This is a genomic window from Niveispirillum sp., from assembly GCF_017996735.1.
GTDB lineage: Bacteria > Pseudomonadota > Alphaproteobacteria > Azospirillales > Azospirillaceae > Niveispirillum.
In genome coordinates this window covers 19,741-40,230 of the sequence record NZ_JAGOGJ010000046.1, presented here as the reverse complement: position 1 = coordinate 40,230, position 20,490 = coordinate 19,741, and the positions used below count along the sequence as shown (strand labels likewise).

Annotated in this window: 19 protein-coding genes; 15 read left to right on the top strand and 4 right to left on the bottom strand. The window is 65.5% G+C overall.

Annotated elements, in window-relative coordinates:
- Nucleotides 1–2: 2 nt before the first annotated feature.
- Complete coding sequence (locus KBA48_RS15775) at nucleotides 3–725, bottom strand: CoA transferase subunit A (RefSeq protein ID WP_292908040.1); 723 nt, start codon at nucleotides 723–725, stop codon at nucleotides 3–5.
- 40 nt (nucleotides 726–765) lie between these two features.
- Nucleotides 766–1,935, bottom strand: coding sequence for a 4-hydroxybenzoate 3-monooxygenase (gene pobA / locus KBA48_RS15770; protein ID WP_292908038.1), 1,170 nt, complete (start codon nucleotides 1,933–1,935; stop codon nucleotides 766–768).
- Nucleotides 1,936–2,060: 125 nt separating this feature from the next.
- On the opposite strand from pobA, the gene KBA48_RS15765 reads away from it, so the two are divergent.
- Nucleotides 2,061–2,942, top strand: coding sequence for a helix-turn-helix domain-containing protein (locus KBA48_RS15765; RefSeq protein ID WP_292908036.1), 882 nt, complete (start codon nucleotides 2,061–2,063; stop codon nucleotides 2,940–2,942).
- 21 nt (nucleotides 2,943–2,963) lie between these two features.
- Here the strand turns inward: KBA48_RS15765 and KBA48_RS15760 are convergent, their stop codons facing one another.
- Nucleotides 2,964–4,163 carry an MFS transporter gene (locus KBA48_RS15760; protein ID WP_292908034.1) on the bottom strand — a complete coding sequence of 400 codons (1,200 nt, stop codon included), beginning with the start codon at nucleotides 4,161–4,163 and terminating at the stop codon, nucleotides 2,964–2,966.
- Between the two features lie 295 nt (nucleotides 4,164–4,458).
- On the opposite strand from KBA48_RS15760, the gene KBA48_RS15755 reads away from it, so the two are divergent.
- From KBA48_RS15755 to cydX, 12 genes are all read left to right on the top strand, one after another.
- Nucleotides 4,459–5,919 (top strand): aldehyde dehydrogenase, encoded by a 1,461-nt coding sequence (locus KBA48_RS15755; RefSeq protein WP_292908032.1) that lies wholly within the window; start codon nucleotides 4,459–4,461, stop codon nucleotides 5,917–5,919.
- 27 nt (nucleotides 5,920–5,946) lie between these two features.
- Nucleotides 5,947–6,762 (top strand): p-hydroxycinnamoyl CoA hydratase/lyase, encoded by an 816-nt coding sequence (locus tag KBA48_RS15750; RefSeq protein WP_292908030.1) that lies wholly within the window; start codon nucleotides 5,947–5,949, stop codon nucleotides 6,760–6,762.
- A gap of 96 nt (nucleotides 6,763–6,858) precedes the next feature.
- On the top strand, nucleotides 6,859–8,412 hold the full coding sequence (locus KBA48_RS15745; RefSeq protein ID WP_292908028.1) for an AMP-binding protein: 1,554 nt from the start codon (nucleotides 6,859–6,861) through the stop codon (nucleotides 8,410–8,412).
- A 48-nt stretch (nucleotides 8,413–8,460) separates the two neighbouring features.
- On the top strand, nucleotides 8,461–8,925 hold the full coding sequence (locus KBA48_RS15740) for a MarR family winged helix-turn-helix transcriptional regulator (protein WP_292908026.1): 465 nt from the start codon (nucleotides 8,461–8,463) through the stop codon (nucleotides 8,923–8,925).
- 118 nt (nucleotides 8,926–9,043) lie between these two features.
- Entirely contained in the window at nucleotides 9,044–10,087 is a 1,044-nt protein-coding gene (locus tag KBA48_RS15735) for an aromatic ring-hydroxylating dioxygenase subunit alpha (RefSeq protein WP_292908024.1), read from the top strand.
- A gap of 12 nt (nucleotides 10,088–10,099) precedes the next feature.
- Nucleotides 10,100–10,831, top strand: coding sequence for a GntR family transcriptional regulator (locus KBA48_RS15730; RefSeq protein WP_292908022.1), 732 nt, complete (start codon nucleotides 10,100–10,102; stop codon nucleotides 10,829–10,831).
- A 26-nt stretch (nucleotides 10,832–10,857) separates the two neighbouring features.
- Nucleotides 10,858–11,835, top strand: a complete 978-nt coding sequence (locus KBA48_RS15725) for a PDR/VanB family oxidoreductase (protein WP_292908020.1) — start codon at nucleotides 10,858–10,860, stop codon at nucleotides 11,833–11,835.
- Between the two features lie 103 nt (nucleotides 11,836–11,938).
- Entirely contained in the window at nucleotides 11,939–13,510 is a 1,572-nt protein-coding gene (locus tag KBA48_RS15720; RefSeq protein ID WP_292908018.1) for an ABC transporter transmembrane domain-containing protein, read from the top strand.
- Complete coding sequence (locus KBA48_RS15715; protein WP_292908016.1) at nucleotides 13,507–15,183, top strand: amino acid ABC transporter ATP-binding/permease protein; 1,677 nt, start codon at nucleotides 13,507–13,509, stop codon at nucleotides 15,181–15,183. The genes KBA48_RS15720 and KBA48_RS15715 overlap by 4 nt, the downstream gene beginning before the upstream one ends.
- Nucleotides 15,184–15,274: 91 nt before the next feature.
- Entirely contained in the window at nucleotides 15,275–16,849 is a 1,575-nt protein-coding gene (locus KBA48_RS15710; RefSeq protein WP_292908014.1) for a cytochrome ubiquinol oxidase subunit I, read from the top strand.
- A gap of 5 nt (nucleotides 16,850–16,854) precedes the next feature.
- Nucleotides 16,855–18,009 carry a cytochrome d ubiquinol oxidase subunit II gene (gene cydB, locus KBA48_RS15705; protein WP_292908012.1) on the top strand — a complete coding sequence of 385 codons (1,155 nt, stop codon included), beginning with the start codon at nucleotides 16,855–16,857 and terminating at the stop codon, nucleotides 18,007–18,009.
- Nucleotides 18,010–18,027: 18 nt separating this feature from the next.
- Nucleotides 18,028–18,138, top strand: coding sequence for a cytochrome bd-I oxidase subunit CydX (gene cydX, locus KBA48_RS15700; protein WP_292908010.1), 111 nt, complete (start codon nucleotides 18,028–18,030; stop codon nucleotides 18,136–18,138).
- 75 nt (nucleotides 18,139–18,213) lie between these two features.
- Here the strand turns inward: cydX and KBA48_RS15695 are convergent, their stop codons facing one another.
- Nucleotides 18,214–18,726 carry a winged helix DNA-binding protein gene (locus tag KBA48_RS15695; protein ID WP_292908008.1) on the bottom strand — a complete coding sequence of 171 codons (513 nt, stop codon included), beginning with the start codon at nucleotides 18,724–18,726 and terminating at the stop codon, nucleotides 18,214–18,216.
- 80 nt (nucleotides 18,727–18,806) lie between these two features.
- Here KBA48_RS15695 and KBA48_RS15690 point away from each other — a divergent pair, with 80 nt between their 5' ends.
- Both KBA48_RS15690 and KBA48_RS15685 read left to right on the top strand, forming a co-directional pair.
- Nucleotides 18,807–19,541, top strand: coding sequence for a DUF969 domain-containing protein (locus KBA48_RS15690; protein ID WP_292908007.1), 735 nt, complete (start codon nucleotides 18,807–18,809; stop codon nucleotides 19,539–19,541).
- Nucleotides 19,538–20,485 carry a DUF979 family protein gene (locus KBA48_RS15685; protein ID WP_292908005.1) on the top strand — a complete coding sequence of 316 codons (948 nt, stop codon included), beginning with the start codon at nucleotides 19,538–19,540 and terminating at the stop codon, nucleotides 20,483–20,485. Before KBA48_RS15690 ends, KBA48_RS15685 begins: the two co-directional genes overlap by 4 nt.
- Nucleotides 20,486–20,490 lie beyond the last annotated feature (5 nt).

Sequence of the window (20,490 nt, the reverse complement as noted above, 5' to 3'; positions counted from 1 at the left end):
GCTCAGCCCTCCTGGCTGGCGGCCGGACGCGGCCGCGTGGTGCGCTTTTCGATCAGCTTGGCGTACTGCGTGCCCTTGATGACACGGTCGACATAGATGCCGGGAGTATGAACATGGTCGGGATCGAAGCTGCCGACAGGCACGATCTCCTCCACCTCTGCCACGGTCACCTTGCCGGCGGTTGCCATCACCGGGTTGAAGTTACGCGCCGTTTTCCGATAGATCAGGTTGCCTTCCGTGTCGGCCTTCCAGGCCTTCACGATCGACAGGTCGGAGCGCAGCCAGGTCTCGCGCACGTAATGCTTGCCCTCGAACTCCTCCACCACCTTGCCTTCCGACACGACGGTGCCCACACCGGTGGCGGTGTAGAAGGCGGGAATGCCGGCCCCGCCGGCACGAATACGTTCGGCCAAAGTCCCCTGCGGGTTCAGTTCCAGTTCCAACTGGCCGGAGATGTAAAGCTGCTCGAACAGCTTGTTCTCCCCCACATAGGAGCTGATCATCTTCCTGATCTGGCCATTGTTCAGCAATTGCCAGAGGCCGAAACCATCGGCCCCGCAATTGTTGGAAATGATGGTCAAGCCCTTGACACCCGCCTCCTTGATGGCGGGGATCAAATGTTCCGGGTTGCCGGACAGGCCGAAGCCGCCCGACATGATGGTCATGCCGTCGAACAGCAGACCGTCCAGCGCCGACTTGGCGTCAGGGTAAATCTTACCAGCCATATCAATGGGTTCCTATGAACGAATGATCGGGGTGTGCGGGTCAGTGCAGCGGCAGGCCCACGTAGTTTTCCGCCAGCGACTGCTGGGCCGCATGCGACCCGCGCAGATAGCCCAGTTCGGCGATCTGCATGCGGCGGCCGAACGCGTCGGTCTCCGGGAACCGGTGCATCAGGCTGGTGAACCACCAGGAGAAACGTTCGGCCTTCCAGACACGCGCCAGCGCCCGGGCGGAATAGGCGTCGATCCCGGCGCTGTTGCCCCGGTAATGATCGGCCAGCCCGTCCGCCAGATAGGCGACGTCGGTGGCGGCCAGGTTCAGCCCCTTGGCCCCCGTGGGCGGCACGATATGGGCGGCGTCGCCGGCCAGGAACAGATTTCCATGGCGCATCGGCTCGGCCACGAAGCTGCGCAGCGGCGCGATGGATTTTTCAATCGACGGGCCGCGCGTGACCCGCGGCGCCACCTCGTTCCCCAGGCGCAGGCACAGTTCGTCCCAGAACCGCTCGTCCGACCAATCCTCCACCTTCTCCGTGTTCGCCACCTGCACATAATAGCGCGAGCGGGTGTTGGAGCGCATGGAGGCAAGCGCAAAGCCCCGTTCATGGCTGGCATAGATCAGTTCATGATCACATGGCGGCACATCGGCCAGAACGCCCAGCCAGCCGAACGGATAGACACGTTCAAAGGTGCGCAGCACATCGGCCGGGATGCTGGCCCGGGCCACACCGTGGAACCCGTCGCAGCCCGCGATGAAATCGCAGTCCAGCGTGCGATCCACCCCGTCATGCCGGAAGGTGACACGGGGACGGGCGCTGGTGATGTCGTGCAGGGCCACATCCTGTGCGTCGAACAGCAGCGGGATATCACGGTGCAGGGCCGCGTCGATCAGGTCGCGTGTCACCTCCGTCTGGCCATAGACCATGACGGATTTGCCGGTCAGCGCCTTCATGTCGATGCGGGTATTGTCACCATCGGTGGACAGCGCGAACCCTTCATGCGGCAGGCCCTCGCGGTCCATGCGCTCATGAACCCCGACCTGACGCAGCAGATCGACCGTCACCTGTTCCAGGATGCCGGCCCGAATCCGGCTTTCGACATAGGCGCGGTCACGCCGTTCCAGGATCACGCATTCCACGCCCGCCTTGTACAAAAGGTGGGCCAGAAGCAATCCGGCGGGCCCGGCGCCGATGATGGCAACCTGTGTGCGCATCGCGGTCCTACTCCCTAATGTTTATTGGCTGTTGGCGGGATGATAGCGTCGGTGAACCATTGGCACAGGACACGCATCCATCAAAAAATTGGATTTTTCATCGCCCCTTTGCCATGCTGCACCGCATGAACCGGAAAGCCAGCAATCCCGTGCCCCGCTTCTTCCTGTACGGGGAGGCGGAGGCCAAGGCGGATGAACATTTCATCCATGCCGAAACCCTGGAACGGCGCAGCCAGCCCAGCGGCTGGCAGATCCAGCCGCATGCCCATGCCGACCTGAACCATGTCTTTGTCATCGCCACAGGGGGCGGCGAATTGCTGGCTGGCGGGGAACGGGAAGCGTTCGCGGCACCCTGCCTGCTGCTGATCCCGGCGGGCGAAGTGCACGGGTTTCATTGGGACGCCGACAGTCAGGGACATGTGATCACCTTTGTGGAACCGATGCTGCGCGGGCTGGCGCGGCGGGAGCCGGGATTGGCGGAACTGTTCGGCCGGGCGGCGGCGGTGCCGCTGGGGGATGACGGGGCGGACTGCCTGCGTCTGGCAACGCTGCTGGAGGCGGAAATGGCCGCCGGTGGTGTGGGCCGGTCGCTGCTGGTGGAGGCGGCGCTGACGGCGCTGCTGGTCCATGCCTGGCGGGCGGCCCGCCTGTCGGCGGGCGGTGGTGGAGCGTCGCGCGGGCCACGGGCGGCGCTGGTCACGCGTTACAGGGACCTGATCGAGGAACAGTACCGCGCCGGCTGGGGCGTGGCACGGTTCGCCGATGAACTGGGCGTCACACCGGGGCGGCTGCGCGCAGCCTGTATCGCCGTGACCGGGCATCCGCCCATCGACCTCCTGCATGACCGGCTGCTGGCAGAGGCCAAACGCAGCCTGTTGTATAGTGACCTGGGCGTGGCGGAGGTGGCGTTCGAACTGGGCTTCAGCGACCCTGCCTATTTCAATCGCTTCTTCACCGGCCGGGTCGGCTGCTCCCCCGGACGGTTCCGGCAGGGGGCGGCCGGATAGCCACCCCCTGCCTGTCCCGCTTCACGCATCGATATACCGGCCCCGGATGGTCATCACGGCGGCCGAGACGCCGGCGGTCAGCACTACCGGCACCATGGCCATGGCGACACCGGCCGGTCCCCATCCCTGCCCCAGCAGATGACCCGCCACCAGCGGACCGGCGATGGAACCCAGCCGGCCGACGGCGATGGACGCCCCCGTGGCCAGACCACGCACCGGGCCCGGATAATAAAGCGGGATGATGCCGTAGAGGGAATATTGGGCACCCAGCAGGAAGAACCCCGCAAGCCCGGCCAGGATAAGCACCGGCCCCAGATTTTCCGCCCCGGCCAAACCGAACATGGCCAGCGCCAGGCAGGGATAGGCGGCGATAATGGGAATACGCGGCCCCAACCGGTCGACCAGAAAGCCGATTCCCAGGGCACCGACGATGCTGCCCGCATTGAAGGCAAAGGCCGCACCGGCACCGCCAACCCCGCCCAGCCCCTTGGCCGCGACCAGCGACGGCAGCCAGTTCAGAAGCAGATACAGGACCAGCAGCGTCATGCCGAACGTGAACCAGGCCAGTAGTGTGATCAGCAACCGTCCTTCCCCGAACAGCGTCGTCACGGCGCTGGCGCCGCCGGCATGAGAAGCGGCGGACGACCGGCTGTCGGGCATCAGAACCCACATGGCGGGCAACAGCAGCAGCGGCAGCAGACCGCCGGCCAGGAAAATCGAGTGCCAGCCATATTGTTCCAGCAGGCCCGCCGCGAACAACGCCGCCAACGCCCCACCCGCCGGCATGCCGGAGAACATCAGCGTGACAGTGCGGGTGCGGCGTTCCGGCGGTGCGATTTCCAGCGCCACGGCCACAAGGCTGGGCATCGCAGCCCCCATGCCAGCCCCGGCCAGGAACCGGTAGGCCCCCAGCGATACAGGTCCACCAGCCACCAGGGTGGCGAGCGTGAACAGGCCGAAGATGGCGACGCAGACCATCAACAAGCCCTTGCGCCCCATACGGTCGGCCAGCCAGCCGCCAGTTACGGCACCCAGAACCAGACCCGCCATGCCCGCCCCGAAAACCACGCCCGCCTGTCCAGGGGACAGGCCAAGCTGGGGGATCAGATAGGGGGCGGCGACACCGATGGCTTGAATATCAAAGCCTTCCAGCAACGCGATGAGAAAGCAGAGGAACAGCGTGGTGCCGCCGCGCGGCACGGATCGGGCGGGTGCGCCCATAGGTAACCTCCCGTATCATCCCCTCGTCCCGGGGGCTTTCGATGAACTCACCCTACTATACAGAATCTCGTTATCATACATAATCATTTTATTGGACAAGTGTTAGTGTTGATGTTTCTAATTGCCTCGGCAGCTTCGAGGCGCCTTGCCATCCAACGGGATGGCGCGAGCGGGTGCAACGCACCCGGCAACGGCAGGCGACGTCAACGGAACGTTCCCTCTTGCATCGCCGTCAATATTGTTATACAACATAACTAAATAACGGGCCGATGGCCCTTCCGGGAGGAAATGGCGCATGAGCACGCATCTGGATGCCGCCCTGCTGATCGGCGGCAAGACCCGTCCGGCCACAGATGGCCGCAATTTTACCCGCCTGAACCCGCTGACGGGTGAGGTTGCCAGCACGGCTGCCGCCGCCAGCATCGACGACGCGAAGGAAGCGGCCGATACTGCCGCCGCCGCGTTTGCCGCCTGGTCGGAAACCGGCCCGAACGCACGCCGCGCCCTGCTGCTGAAGGCGGCTGAAGCGCTGACGGCGCGCATGCAGGACTTCATCGCCGCCATGGCCGCCGAAACCGGCGCTACGGCCGGCTGGGCCGGATTCAACGTGACCCTGGCCGCCTCCATGCTGCGCGAAGCAGCCTCGATGACCACGCAGATCAATGGCGAGGTCATCCCGTCCGACAAACCGGGCTGTATCGCCATGGCGGTACGCCAGCCGGTGGGTGTGATCCTGGGCATCGCGCCCTGGAACGCGCCTGTCATCCTCGGTGTGCGCGCCGTGGCGACGGCGCTGGCCTGTGGCAATGCCGTGATCCTGAAGGCATCTGAACTGTGCCCGCGCACCCATGCCCTGATCGGCGCGGCGCTGGCCGATGCCGGCTTCCCAGCGGGCGTGGTGAATGTCATCACCAACGCCCCGGAAGATGCCGGGGCCATTGTTGGCGCCCTGATCGATCATCCCGCCGTCCGGCGCATCAATTTCACCGGTTCCACCCGTGTCGGCCGCATCATTGCCGAGCGTGCGGGCCGTAATCTGAAGCCGGTCCTGCTGGAACTGGGCGGCAAGGCACCATTCGTGGTGCTGGACGATGCCGACCTGGACGAGGCCGTGAAGGCCGCCGCCTTTGGCGCCTTCTTCAATTCCGGCCAGATCTGCATGTCCACCGAACGCATCGTGGTGGATAACAAGGTCGCCGACGCCTTTGTCGAGAAATTCGCCACCAAGGCCGCCACCCTGGTCGCCGGTGACCCGCGTGAGGGCAAGACGCCGCTGGGTTCCGTGGTCGATCCGCATGCCGTGACGACAATCCAGTCCCTGATCGACGATGCCGTGTCCAAGGGGGCCAAGCTGTATCAGCCCACCCCGACCAAGGGCACGCTGATGTCGGCCGCCATCCTGGACCATGTCACGCCGGCCATGCGGATCTATGCCGAGGAAAGCTTCGGCCCCGTCACCACCATCGTGCGTGTGGATGGGGAGGATGCGGCCATCCGCACCGCCAACGATACAGAATATGGCCTCTCGGCCTCCATCTTCACCCGCGATGCGGCACGTGGCCTGCGTCTGGCCCGGCGTGTCCAGTCCGGCATCTGCCATGTCAACGGCGCCACCGTCCATGACGAGGCGCAGATGCCGTTTGGTGGCGTCAAGGACAGCGGCTATGGCCGGTTCGGTGGCAAGGCCGGAATCGATGCCTTCACCGAACTGCGCTGGATCACCCTGGAAACCTTGCCCGGCCATTTCCCGATCTGATGAACGTTCCCTTTCAGGAAGAACAACATGAGCACCGAAGACACTGTCGCGTTCGATGTCGTTGATGGCATCGCCTGGGTTCGTTTCAACCGCCCGGAAAAGCGCAATTGCATGAGCCCGACCCTGAACCGCCGCATGATGGAGGTTCTGGATGAGTTGGAATTCCGTCAGGATGTGGGCGTCCTGGTCCTGTCGGGCGAAGGCACGGCCTGGTCGGCCGGCATGGATCTGAAGGAGTATTTCCGCGAAACGGAGGCCAAGGGTCTGGGCGCCACGCGTCAGGCCCAGCGCGAGGCTTATGGCTGGTGGCGGCGCCTGCGCTGGTACCAGAAGCCGACCATCGCCATGGTCAATGGCTGGTGCTTCGGCGGCGGTTACGGCCCGCTTTATTCCTGCGATCTGGCCATCGCGGCGGAAGAGGCGAAGTTCGGCCTGTCGGAAATCAACTGGGGCATCCTGCCCGGCGGCGGCGCCACGAAGGTGGTCGTCGACCTGATCCCCCTGCGCGACGCCATGTATCACGCCATGACGGGTGAGGCCATCGACGGCAAGAAGGCCGCCGAATGGCGCATGGTGAATGAGGCGGTGCCGCTGGCCCAGTTGAAGGACCGTGTGACCGAGATTGCCAAGGTCCTGCTGGAAAAGAACCCTGTAGCGCTGAAGGCCACCAAGGATGCCGTGCGGCGGGTCAAGGAAATGACCTACGACAATGCTGAGGACTATCTGGTCCGTGCGCAGGAAGCCGCCAATTCCTACGACAATGACGGTCGCAAGGAAGGCATCCGTCAGTTCATCGACGAAAAGAGCTACAAGCCCGGCCTGGGCGCGTACAAGCGCGGATAATGGTCGTCATCCCTCTCCGTCATCCCGGTGAAAGCCGGGGATGACGGGACGGTTGGACTTCTGATCTGTTGACCTCTCTCTGCGCAAAGAGAAGCCATGTCCATGTCTGCCACCCACCTTCCCACCCCCGATCCGCTGGCGTTTCAGGCGGCGGCACAGCCCGACCGGATCGCGGTGGTCGATCTGGTCGGGGGGCGCCGTTTCACCTATGCCGACCTGGATCAGGCGGTGAACAGGTGCTGTACCTGGCTGTCCAGCCTGCTTGGTGATGCGGAGGGGCAGCGGATTGCCGTGCTTGGCCGCAATGACATCGCCATGCCGATCCTGCATCTGGCGGCGGCCCGGTTGGGGGCGATCTTCGTGCCGCTGAACTGGCGCCTGACCGTGCCGGAACTGGCCTTTCAGGTGGCGGATGCCGCCCCTGCCTTGCTGCTGACCGACGCGGAATTCTTGGAAACCGCGGAACGGTCGGCGGCGGGACAGACCGATACGCGGGTCATGGACATGGCCGAGGCGTTCACGGCCTGGAGCGGTATGGCTCCTGTGCGGCCGGCCGGCATACTGCCGGTGGACCGTCCTTCCACGCTTCTATACACGTCGGGCACGTCGGGCCGGCCCAAGGGGGCCTTGCTGACCGAAAGCAACCTGTTCTTTACCAACGTGAATTTCAGCCTGATGAACCGCGTGAATGCGAACAGTGTCGTGCTGTGCGACATGCCGCTGTTTCATGTGGTGGGGCTGGTCACCATGGTGCGCACACCCCTGGTCCAGGGCGGCACCCTGATCCTGTCGCGGGGGTTCGACCCGGCGGTGACGCTTGCCCGCCTGTCCGACCCGGAGATGGGTGTCACCCATTACATGTGCGTGCCGCAGATGGCGCAGACCCTGCGCCAGCATCCCGATTACGATCCGGTCCGCCTGCGCCGTCTGGTCGCCCTGTGTACAGGGGGCGCCCCCATGCCCGCCGCCCTGATCCAGCGGTTCAGCGATGATGGCATCACCATCGCCGACGGATATGGGATGAGCGAGGCGGGAACCGTCCTGGGCATGCCCATTTCCGACCGTGCCCGCATCGTGGCCAAGGCCGGGTCCGCCGGCATTCCCGGCCCCACCCTGCGCCTGCGTCTGGTCGATGATGATGGCCAGGATGTACCGGATGGCGCCGTGGGTGAAATCTGGATCAACGGGCCTAACCTGTCGCCCGGCTACTGGAACCGGCCGGAACTGCCGACCCTGGTGCAGCAGGGCGGCTGGCTGCGCACCGGCGATGCCGCCCGGCGCGATGCGGACGGGTTCTATTATCTGGTCGACCGCAAGAAGGACATGTTCATTTCCGGCGGGGAGAATGTCTATCCGGCCGAGGTTGAAGCCGCCGTCCTGGAACTGGACAGCGTGGCGGAAGTGGCCGTGATCGGCGTGCCCGACGCGCGCTGGGGCGAGGTAGGCTGGGCCTATATCGTGCCGCGCGCCGGCCATGCCGTGACACCGGAGCAGATCACCGCGCATCTGGACGGGCGCTGCGCCCGGTACAAGCGGCCGCAGCGCGTGATCATCACCGACACCCTGCCGCGCACCGGTTCCGGCAAGGTTCAGAAGCACGTGTTGCGCCAACAGGCGGCGGACGACACGAATCCCTCGAATTCCGCGTGACATGACGATAGTTTGCGGCTGCGAACGGGTAATGGTGGAGTGAGCGGAATGGATGATCGCAGCGGCATCGATCTTTCGACCCTGCAGGGATCTGTTGGATACAGGTTGCGGCGGGCGCAGATCGCAGCCTTCACCCTGTTCACGCAGTTCATGTCGGAATTCGATATCCGCCCGACACAGTTCGCGATTCTGACCGTGATCCGCGACAATCCCGGTCTCAGCCAGTCGCAGATCAGCGACGCGCTGGGTTTGAAACGCGCCAATCTGGTGCCTTTGCTGGATGGGCTGGAAGGGCGCGATCTGCTGGTCCGCTCCCCTTCCCCGGCCGATCGCCGGTCCTACTGCCTGCACCTGACCGATCATGGCCAGGTACGGATGCGGGAAATCCAGGCCCGGCACGACGCCTATGAACAGGAACTGACGGCCTCCCTTGGGCCGGCGGGACGCGGCGCGTTGCTGGCTCTGCTGGATGGGTTCCAGTTTGCCGGCGGCGATGGCGACGGGGAAGGCTGAGCTACCAGACCTGATATGACAGAAATCATTCGGGCAGCCAACCGCCCCATCGACTCATGCCCAGAAAAGCTGTATACAGATATCAAAATCAAGATACAGACTTAGGGGAGAAGAAAACATGGCCCAGAGTTTTCCGCTGAACGCCTGGTATGTCGCTGCGTATGATGTGGAGGTGGGGCGCAAGCTTCTGGCCCGCACCATCTGCGGCAAACATGTGGTTTTGTACCGGAAACAGGACGGTTCGGCGGTGGCGCTGGCCGATGCCTGCTGGCATCGGCTGCTGCCCTTGTCACTGGGGCGGCTGGAAGAGGACCGGGTGGTCTGCGGCTATCACGGCCTTGCCTATGACGATACCGGCCGGTGTGTATACATGCCGTCTCAACATACCATCAACCCGTCGGCCTGCGTGAAAAGCTACCCGCTGGTCGAACGTTACCGGTTCCTGTGGATCTGGCCGGGCGATCCCGCGCTGGCCGATCCGGCGCTGATCCCCGATATCCATTGGAACAATGATCCCGCCTGGGCCGCCGATGGCAAGGTGATCCATGCCAAGTGCGATTACCGTCTGGTCGTGGATAATCTGATGGATTTGACCCACGAAACCTTCGTGCATGGCAGTTCCATCGGCAATCAGGCCGTGGCGGAGGCGCCGTTCACGGCCACCCATTCCGATACGACCGCGACCATCACCCGTTGGATGGTGGATATCGATGCCCCGCCCTTCTGGGCCGAAAATCTGGGTCGCAAGCACCATGTCGACCGCTGGCAGATCATCAATTTTACCGCCCCCTCGACCATCATCATCGAGGTGGGCGTGGCACCCACGGGCACAGGCGCACCCGAAGGCGACCGGTCCAAGGGCGTGGATGGCCGGGTCATCAACTGCCTGACGCCAGAAACGGAGACCACCTGCCATTATTTCTGGGCCTTCGCGCGGAATTTCGACATCCGCAACCAGGCCCGCACCCACAAGATCCGCGAGGGCGTGTCCGGCATCTTCCGCGAGGATGAACATATTCTGGAAGCCCAGCAAAAGGCCATCGACGCCAATCCCGGCCATATCTTCTACAACCTGAATATCGATGCCGGATCAATGTGGGCGCGGCGCCTGATCGACCGGATGATCGACCGGGAAACGCGGCCGGCCCTGGCCGCCGAATAGGGAGCGGCCCTGATGAGCTATAACAAGGACGCGGCACAGACGGTGCGGGCGCTGGCCGGCATCCGTGACTTGATCCTGCGCGGGGATGTGGAGCCGGGAGAACGTCTGTCGGAGCCGGCGCTGGCCGAACGGCTGGGCATTTCCCGCACACCCATCCGGGCGGCCCTGGCCCGGCTGGAGCAGGAGGGTTTGCTGGAACGGGTGCCGGCGGGCGGGCACATGCCCCGCCGCTTCACGCTGGAGGAAGCCATCGATGCCATCGAGTTGCGCGGCGTGCTGGAAGGCACGGCGGCACGACTGGCGGCGGAACGGGGGGTGGAGCCGCGACGGATGATCGCCATCAACCGCGTGCTGGACGCCATCGACGCCGTGATCACCCTGCATCCGGCCGACCCGCCCCTGGACCGCTATACCGCGCTGAATGCGGAGTTCCATGAGCTGCTGTCCGGATTGTCGGGCAGCGAGACGATCGAGCGGGAGATCGATCGCATCACCCGCCTGCCCTTCGCCTCGCCCAGCGCCTTTCTGGACAAGCCGGGATCGGCCGTGGTGCCGCATTCCCTGGTCCTGGCCCAGGCGCAGCACCGCACAATGATTGAAGCGATCAGCCTGCGCGAGGGGGCACGGGCCGAGGCCGTGGCGCGTGAACATGCAAGGCTGGCGCGACGCAATCTGGAACAGGTCATGGAAGGCGGCAATGCCGCGCTGCGCCGTTTCCCCGCCCTGGCGCTGGTCGCCGGTTGAACATCTCCATCGGGAGGACATAAAGAATGAAGAATGACGCCGTCTGGATGGACGCCACCATCTCCGCCGCCGATGATATCGCCGATGGGGTGCGCCGCATTGAATTTGCCACCGCCGCGCCCATGCCGGCCTTTGATCCCGGATCGCATATTGCCATCCGCGCCGCCATCGGCGATGGCCATGCCATCCGCACCTATTCCTGCCTGCCCGACGCCGCCGCCGGCCGCGTGGCGGTCGGCGTGAAGCTGCATCCCAACAGCCGGGGTGGTTCCCGCTTCATGTTCGACCTGAAGGTCGGGGACAGGGTGCGGATCACGACACCGGAAAACCGGTTCGACCTGTCCTGGCGAGCGCCGGATTATCTGCTGCTGGCCGGCGGCATCGGCGTGACGCCGATCTATGGCATGGCACAGGCGCTGGCGGCGCGCGGCACCGATCTGCGCATGGAATATGGTGGGCAGAGCCTGGCGGCCATGCCGTTCCTGGACCCGCTGCGCGCGCTGCTGGGCGACCGGCTGGCGGTACATGCGCAGGATCAGGGCGCGATGATCGATCTGGATGCGGCCATTGCCCGTCTGTCGCCGGAGGGGGAACTTTACATCTGTGGCCCGCTGCCCATGCTGGAAGCCGCCAAGCGGGCCTGGGCGAAGGCCGGGCGCGCGACCAGCCGTTTCCGGTACGAAGTGTTCGGCGATACCGGCCGCTTCACCGAGGCACCGTTCACGGTACGGGTTGCCGGCTATGACCGGGAGGTGACGGTGCCGTCCGACCGGTCGCTGCTGGATGCGTTGGACGATGCCGGCATTCCCATGATCCATGATTGCCGCCGGGGTGAATGCGGCCTCTGCGCCGTCGATGTGCTGGACCATAGCGGAGAGATCGACCATCGCGATGTCTTCCTGTCCGACGCGGAAAAGGGCGAGGGCACCAAACTCTGCGCCTGTGTGTCGCGCATCGCGGGCGGCACGGCGTTGATCGATACCGGGTACCGGCCGCAGCGGTGATCCCCACCCGCCTGTCCAACAGGTGGGACAGGGCGACGCAAGAAGCCTTATAGCTGCGCTTTGCGCTATCGTCCGGGCCGCAGGGTGGGTATTTTCCGCGACCATGTCGAGAAAAGCCCGCCCCCCCGTTTCACCCCGCCTGCGTCTGGCCGCCCTGGTCCAGGCGTCGGCGGCGCTGCTCTGGGTACCGCAGGCCTGGCTGCTGGCCGATGCCGTCTTCTGGCTGACCGGTTCATATACTTTGCCGGGCCATGCGGTGACGCTGGCCTGGGTCTTTGCCGGATTAGGCCTGCTGCGCTCCGTGCTGGATGCCTGGGGCGGGCGGCTGGCGTTTCAGGCCGCGCGGGGGGAATTGTCGCGCCTGCGCGCCGAGGCCGTGGCGGCGCTGGGGGCGCGGTCGCCACTGGACCCGACTCTGCCGCCATCGGGCGAGGTCGCGGGCCTGCTGGCCGAGCAGGCGGAAGCCGTGGTTCCCTACCTGCAGCGCTATGTGCCCGTGCGCTGGCGTCTGATGCTGGTGCCGGGGGTGATCCTGCCGGTGGTGGCATGGCATTCCTGGGCGGCGGCCCTGATCCTGATGGTCGCCGCGCCCCTGATCCCCCTGTTCATGGCCCTGATCGGCATCCGGGCCAAAAAGGCCAGCGAGGACCAACTGGCGGCGGTGGGCAGCATGAACGGCCTGCTGATGGACCGGCTGCGCGGACTGTCCACCATTCGGGCGCTGAAGGCCGAGGGGAGCGTGGCCGACCGTATCGACACCCTGGCCGCCGATGTGAAGCGGCGGACCATGGCGGTGCTGCGCATCGCCTTTCTGTCATCGGCGACGCTGGAGCTGTTTTCCGCCCTGGGCGTGGCGCTGGTCGCGGTCTATGTCGGTTTTACCCTGCTGGGTCAGATCGATTTCGGAACCTGGGGCCGCACGCTGGGGCTGGCCAACGGGCTGTTCATCCTGTTGCTGGCCCCCGCTTTTTTCGAGCCGCTACGCGAATTGTCCGCCATCTGGCATGACCGGGCCAGCGGCGAGGCGGCTTTGCGGGCCTTGGCGGGCCTGAACGGCGCGGCGTCAAAGGCGCAACGGTTGGCGGTTGCGCCGGCGGATGGGTCCGTGCTGCGCCTGGACGCTGTCGGTTTCGCCTATCCGGGGGCGGCCCCGGTGGTGAAGGATATCGATCTGGTTTTGAAGCGCGGGGAGAAGGTGGCCTTGTTCGGGCCCAGTGGCGGGGGGAAATCCACCCTGCTGGCGCTGGCGGCGGGTCTGCTGGCCCCCGACCAGGGACTGGTGGCACGTACCGGCAAGGTCGGGTGGATCGGGCACCGGCCCTTCACGATGAATGCATCGCTGGCGGCCAATGTCACCCTGGGCCGGCCGGGGCTGGATGCGGGGCCGGTTCTGCGACGCCTGCTGCCCGGCCATGATCCGGCGCGGCGCGTGGGCGAAGGCGGGGCGGGCCTGTCGGGGGGCGAGGCGTTGCGACTGGCGCTGGCCCGTGCCATCGCCGATCCCGATGCATCGTTGATCCTGGCCGATGAACCGACGGCCCATCTGGACAGCTTCACGGCGGGCGAAGTGATCGAGGCGCTGCTGGACGCGGCCCAGGGCCGCGCCCTGCTGGTCGCCACCCACGATCCACGGCTGGCGGCGCGCATGGACCGCGTGGTGGAGGTCGGGACATGAGGGCGCATCTGCTGCTGCTATTGCGCCTGTTCCGGCAGGCGGCGGGACGCAAGCTGGGATGGGGCTTGGCGATCGCCGGTACCACGGCGCTGGCGGGGGCTGGTCTGCTGGGCCTGTCGGGCTGGTTCATTACCGCCACGGGCATTGCCGGCCTGTCGGCCGGGGCGGCCCTGGTCTTTGATGTGTTCCGGCCCGGTGCCGGGGTGCGGGCACTGGCCATCCTGCGCACCGGTGCGCGTTATGGCGAACGGCTGGTGACGCATGACGCCACTCTGTCGGTCATCGCGGGCCTGCGGGTTCGGCTGTTCCGGGCCATGGCGCGGCCCGGGCTGGGCCGGGCCATGACCCTGCGGCCGGGGCGGCTGCTGTTCCGGATCTCGGGCGATCTGGACGCGCTGGATACGCTGTATCTGCGATTGCTGGTGCCGGCCTCCGTTCTGCTTGTGCTGGCGCTGGCCGGCATGGTGGGGCTGGCCCTGCTGACGGGATGGGCCGGTCTGCTGCCCGGCCTGTTCCTGCTGCTGACCGGCATCGGCATGCTGATCCTGGGGGGACGGGGCGGCATGGCGGCGGGGGGATTGCGGGCGGCAGCGCTGGAGGCGTTGCGCCTGCGCCTGCTGGACCTTGTTGCCGGACGGGTGGATTGGCGGCTGGCGGGGCGGCAGGCACAGGCGGAAGGCTTGGCCTTGTCGGCGGAAGCACGGCTTGTACGCGCCGATGACAGGCTGAACCGGCTGGACAGCCGTCTGGCCCTCTGGCAGGGGCTGGCGGGCACGGCGCTGCTGTCGGGCGGCGTCATGCTGTGCGCGGCCCTGGTCGAGCGCGGTCTGTTCGGCGGGCCGGCGGTGGCTTTGTTCGTGCTGGTCCTGCTGGGCATGATGGAACCGCTGGGCGCGCTGCGGCGCGGCGCCGTGGAACTGGGGCGCAGCCTGCGGGCGGTGCGCCGGGTGGGGGATGCGCTTTCCACACCAACGGGGGAGATGCGGCCAGACGGGAAAACGACCGATCTTGTCCTGTCGGACATCCGCTTCGGGCACGAAGGCACCCTGACCCCGCTGTTCGACGGATTTAATCTGTCCATCCCGGCCGGACAACATGTGGCCATCATCGGCGACAGCGGGGCCGGCAAGTCCAGCCTTCTGGCGATGCTGACCGGGGAAGCCGCACCGCAGGCGGGGACCATCTGTCTGCCCGGCTGGGCGCTGCTGGGCCAGGAGGCAGCCTTGTTCCAGGACAGCGTGCGGGCCAATCTGCTGCTGGCCGATCCCACCGCCACCGACATCCGCCTGTGGGAGGTTCTCGATCAGGCCGGGCTGGCGCGAGTCGTCCGGGATATGCCGGGCGGTCTGGATGCCCCGCTGGGCGAAGGGGGAACCGGCCTGTCATCGGGACAGCGGCGCCGTCTGGCCCTGGCCCGGTTCCTGTTGCAGGACAAGCCCTTGTGGCTGCTGGACGAGGTGACGGAGGGCATTGACCTTTCTGTCGCAGCCATGATTTTGACAAAAATCAAAGCATCGGCTGCCCGACGAACTATTCTGCTGGTCACGCATCTGAGGCGTGAGGCGGCCCTGGCCGACCGGATCATCCGGTTGTCCCGCGGCCGGGTGGTCATGGATGTGGCGCGCGGCGACCCGGCCTTTGATCAGGCCCTGTCCACCCTGCGCCCCGACTGATAATCCTGACCGACGCCCCGGAGGATGAAGCCCCGCCATCGGGACGGGGCTCGCGTTCAGGAGGCGCCGGTGGCAGCCGGCGACATGACGCATGGAGTTGGACATTGTCGGGCTGTCACGCCTGCAATTCGCCCTGACCGCCCTTTACCATTTCCTGTTCGTGCCCCTGACCCTGGGCCTGTCGATCATCCTGGCCATCATGGAGACGGTCTATGTCATGACCGACCGCCCGATCTGGCGGCAGATGACAAAATTCTGGGGCACGCTGTTCGGCATCAACTTCGTGCTGGGCGTGGCCACGGGCATCACCATGGAATTCCAGTTCGGCATGAACTGGTCCTACTACAGCCATTATGTCGGCGACATTTTCGGCGCCCCGCTGGCCATTGAAGGGCTGATGGCCTTCTTCCTGGAAGCCACCTTTGTCGGCCTGTTCTTCTTCGGATGGGACCGGATGACGAAGCTGCAGCATCTGGCCGCCACCTGGGCGGTGGCCATCGGCTCCAACTTCTCCGCCCTGTGGATTCTGATCGCCAATGGCTGGATGCAGAACCCCGTCGGGGCCGTATTCAACCCGGCAACCATGCGTATGGAGATCGAGGATTTCTATGCCGTGATCTTCAACCCCGTGGCGCAGGCCAAGTTTGTGCACACCGTCTCAGCCGGCTATGTCACGGCGGCGGTGTTTGTGCTGGGTGTTTCGGCCTATTACCTGCTGAAGGGGCGGCACGTCCTGCTGGCCAAGCGCAGCATGGCGGTCGCCTGTTCCTTCGGGTTGCTGTCATCGCTGTCGGTCGTCGTGCTAGGCGATGAAAGCGGCTATCTGGCGACCGAACACCAGAAGATGAAGCTGGCCGCCATCGAGGGCATGTGGGAGACGGAACCCGCCCCCGCCGCCTTCACCGCCATCGGCTTTCCCAACCAGGCGGCACGGGAGACGCACCATGTGCTGCAGATCCCCTGGGCATTGGGCCTGATCTCCACCCGGTCGCTGAACACGGAAGTGCCCGGCATCAACGATCTGGTGGCGCGCGGGAAGCAGCGGGTGGAACGCGGCATCATCGCCTATGACGCCCTGCAATCCATCCGCGCCGCCAGGGGCGTGGACAAGGTGGCGGCGGAGGTGAAGCAAGCTTTCGAAAATAATGGCCATGACCTGGGTTATGCCTATCTGCTGAAACGCTATGTCGATGATCCGCGCCAGGCCACGGCGGAACAGATCGACAAGGCGGCCTGGGATCTGGTGCCGCAGGTGGCACCCCTGTTCTGGGCCTTTCGCCTTATGGTGGGGCTTGGCTTCTTCTTCATCGCCCTGATGGCGGCCTTTTTCTGGCAGTCGGCGACGGGACGGCTAGGGCAGCCGCGCTGGCTGCTGAAAGTGGCGGTACTGGCCATCCCCCTGCCCTGGATCGCGGCGGAGATGGGCTGGATCGTGGCGGAGTTCGGTCGCCAGCCCTGGATCATCGAAGGCGTGCTGCCGACGGCCATGGCGGTGTCCAGCCTGTCGGTCACCGACCTGCTGATCACCATCGCCGGCTTCACCCTGTTCTATAGCGTGCTGTTCGTGGTGGAGGTGACCTTGATGGTCCGCGCCATCAGGAAGGGGCCCGAGCCGGATGATCATCCGGCCCCCGTCCCCCACGCCACGCTTCAGGCTGCGGAGTGATCATCATGATCCTGCATGAACTTCTGGATTACACGACGCTGCGCCTGATCTGGTGGGTGCTGCTGGGCGTGCTGCTGATCGGGTTCGCGGCGACGGACGGGTTCGATATGGGCACGACCATCCTGCTGCCCTTCATCGGCCGGGACGATGTCGAACGCCGTACCATCATCAATGCCGTCGGCCCGGTCTGGGAAGGCAACCAGGTCTGGTTCATCCTGGGCGGCGGCGCCATCTTCGCCGCCTGGCCGCCGCTCTATGCCGTGTCCTTCTCCGGCTTCTATCTGGCCATGTTTGTGGTGCTGGCGGCCCTGATCCTGCGGCCGGTGGCGTTCAAATACCGGTCGAAGCGCGACGATACGCGCTGGCGGTCAGCCTGGGACTGGGCCCTGTTCACGGGTGGCTTCGTGCCGGTGCTGATCTTCGGCGTGGCGGTCGGCAATGTGCTGCAGGGCGTGCCGTTCCGTCTGGATGGCGATCTGCGGGCCTTTTACGAAGGATCGTTCTTCGGCCTGCTGAACCCGTTCGCCCTGCTCTGCGGCCTGTTGTCGGTTTCCATGCTGGTCACCCACGGGGCCGCCTGGGTGGCGTTGAAGACAAGCGGCGATGTGGCGAACCGGGCGCGGGCCGTGGGGCTGGTCACCGCCCTGCTGACGCCCACCCTGTTCGCGCTGGCCGGGCTGGCGCTCTATCTCTGGGTCGATGGTTATCACATCACCAGCGCCGTGGTGACGGACGGCCCGTCCAACCCGCTGCTGAAGGAGGTGGCGGCGGCGCCGGCCCTGTGGTTCAGCAATTACGCCGCCTACCCGTTCCTGCTGATCGCACCGGTGCTGGGTCTGGCCGGGCCGCTTCTGGTCTGGGCCGGGCTGAAGGCACGGACGGAAGGGGTGACCCTGGTCATTTCCGGCCTGTCGCTGTTCGGGATCATCGCGACGGTCGGCGTGTCGATGTTCCCCTTCATCCTGCCCAGTTCCATCGATCCGGTCAGCAGCCTGACGGTGTGGGACAGCTCATCCTCGCACCAGACGCTGTTCATCATGTTGGTGGTGACCGGCATCTTCCTGCCGCTGGTCCTGGCCTACACGGCCTGGGCCTATCGCATCCTGTGGGGCAAGGTCGACGCAGACGCCATCCGCGCCGGCCGGGGTCACCATTACTGAGAATAAGGAGAGCGCATCATGTGGTATTTCGCCTGGATGCTGGGCCTGCCGTTGGCCGCCGCCTTCGCCGTCCTGAACGCCATGTGGTTCGAGATGCGGGAGGATCTGAAGGAAAGGCGGGAGGAGTAGGTGACCCCACCTTCCCCGTTCCACCGCCGCGGTGGAACGGGGGAAACCCGCCCTGACGGCACAGGACACGCCTGGTTAAAGCGTAGCCGCCGCGCGCGCGGCTTCGTTATAGATGCCTGACAGCGCCCGCAGCCTTGCCGCCGATTGCGACAAGGCCTCCTCACTCAGGCCGCTGGCCTTGACGCTTTCCACCAGAAGCTGTTCGCGGATGGCCCTGTATTTTTCACAGAAGGCGACCCCGTCCTCCGTCGCCTCGATCAGTTTCTCCTTGCCCTGTCGATAGGTCTGGATAAGGCCGGCCGACAGCAGCTTGCGCAGCGCGTAATTGGCCAGATGCGTGTCCTCGATATGCAGGACCAGCATGATGTCGACAAAGCGTTTCGGTCGGCCGCGATGGCGGACCGTGTGCAGGATCAGCACCTCCAGCGGTGTCAGTTGCGCGCCCGTGGCGGCGGCACAACGCACGATCCAGCGCTGAAACGCCGATGCCGCCAAGGTCAGGCTGAATTCCAGTTCCGACAGGGCGGGCGATCCGCCCTGGGCCAAATGGGCCGAGGACACGATCGGCGATTTGGATTGCTCAGTCACGACAGCCCTCATTGATATGATATCGATAAATTGTTAGTGTCTTATCGACGAAATCATATCGTATTCCGCCGGGGGACGCCATGCTGGTGCTCGTGGGCATATTGATCGTGGTGGCGGGCTTCGCCCTGCGCACCAACCCGTTGCCGACCATCCTGGTGGGGGCGGTGGCCACGGGCGTGGCGGCGGCCTTTTCAGCGGGCGTACCGGTGCAGGACCTGCCACAGGCAGCGCTGGACACGCTGGCCCGGTTCGGCACGGCCTTCAACGACAATCGCTATTTCCACATCACCTGGCTGATCCTGCCCCTGATCGGGCTGCTGGAACGGGCGGGGTTGCAGGAAAAAGCCAAGGCGCTGATCACCCGGTCGGGGGCCGCCACGCCGGGCCGCGTGCTGCTGACCTATCTGGCGGTGCGGCAGGCGACATCGGCCCTGGGCCTTACCTCGCTTGGCGGTCACCCGCAGATGGTGCGCCCCCTGGTCGCGCCCATGGCAGAAGGAGCGGCGGAGGCACAGTTGGGATCGATCCCGGACCGGACCCGCTTCCGCATCCGCGGCATGACGGCGGCCACCGACAATATCGGCCTGTTCTTTGGCGAGGATATTTTCATCGCCATCGGCTCCATCGTGTTGATCGTGGGATTCATGGAACAGGCAGGTTTCCATATCGAGGCGCTGCATGTCTCGCTGTGGGCCATCCCCACGGCCGTTATCGCCTTCCTTGTTCATGGCGCGCGGCTGCTGCTGTTCGACCGGACGCTTGAACACCAAGCCGTCGACCCGGCGGCACCGGCGACGGAAAGGGTGGGATCATGATCAATGTCGATCACGCCTATCTGCTGCTGGGCGCCATGTTCGCGGGGTTCAGCCTGCTGACCCTGCGCGACCCATCGCACCCCAAGCGGCTGCTGGGCGTTCTTTTCTGGGGGCTTCTGGCGGTGTCCATGCTGTTCGGCAGCCTGCTGGGCGGGTTGGGCAATGGCTTGCTGGTCCTGGCCCTGGTCATCATCGTCGCCATCGGGGGTCCGGGCGCCAGCCGCATCCCCGCCCTGCCCGCAACGGAGGGACCGGCACCGGGATACAAGCTGGCGGTGCTGGCCGTTGCCGTTCCCTTCCTGACGGTCGCGGGCACATTGGCCGCCCAGCATACGGAAATGGGCCGGCTTTTGATCAGCAACCGGCAGACAACGCTGATCGTGCTGGGCCTTGCCTGCCTTCTGACCCTGGTGGGCAGCATGCTGTGGCTGCGCCCGCCGGCCCTGGCGCCCGTGCGGGAAGGACGGCGCCTGATGGAAGGCATCGGCTGGGCGGCCCTGATGCCACAGATGCTGGCGGCATTGGGGGCGGTATTCCTGGCCTCCAATGTCGGCGGCGTGGTGGGTGATCTGGTCAGCAGCGCCTTCGCCCTCGACACAAAATTCATCGCCGTCACCGTCTACTGCCTGGGCATGGCCCTGTTCACCATCATCATGGGCAATGCGTTTGCCGCCTTTCCCGTGATGACGGCCGCCATCGCCCTGCCCTTCATCGTCCACCGGTTCGGTGGTGACCCGGCCATCGTCTGCGCCATTGGCATGCTGGCCGGGTTCTGCGGCACGCTGCTGACCCCGATGGCAGCGAATTTTAACGTGGTGCCGGCCAATCTGCTGGGCCTGCCGGACCGGGACCGCCCCTTCAACGGCGTGATCCGGGCGCAGGCACCCAGTGCCCTGGTGATCCTGATCGCCAATATCCTGTTGATGTATTTCCTGGCGTTCTGAGGCCA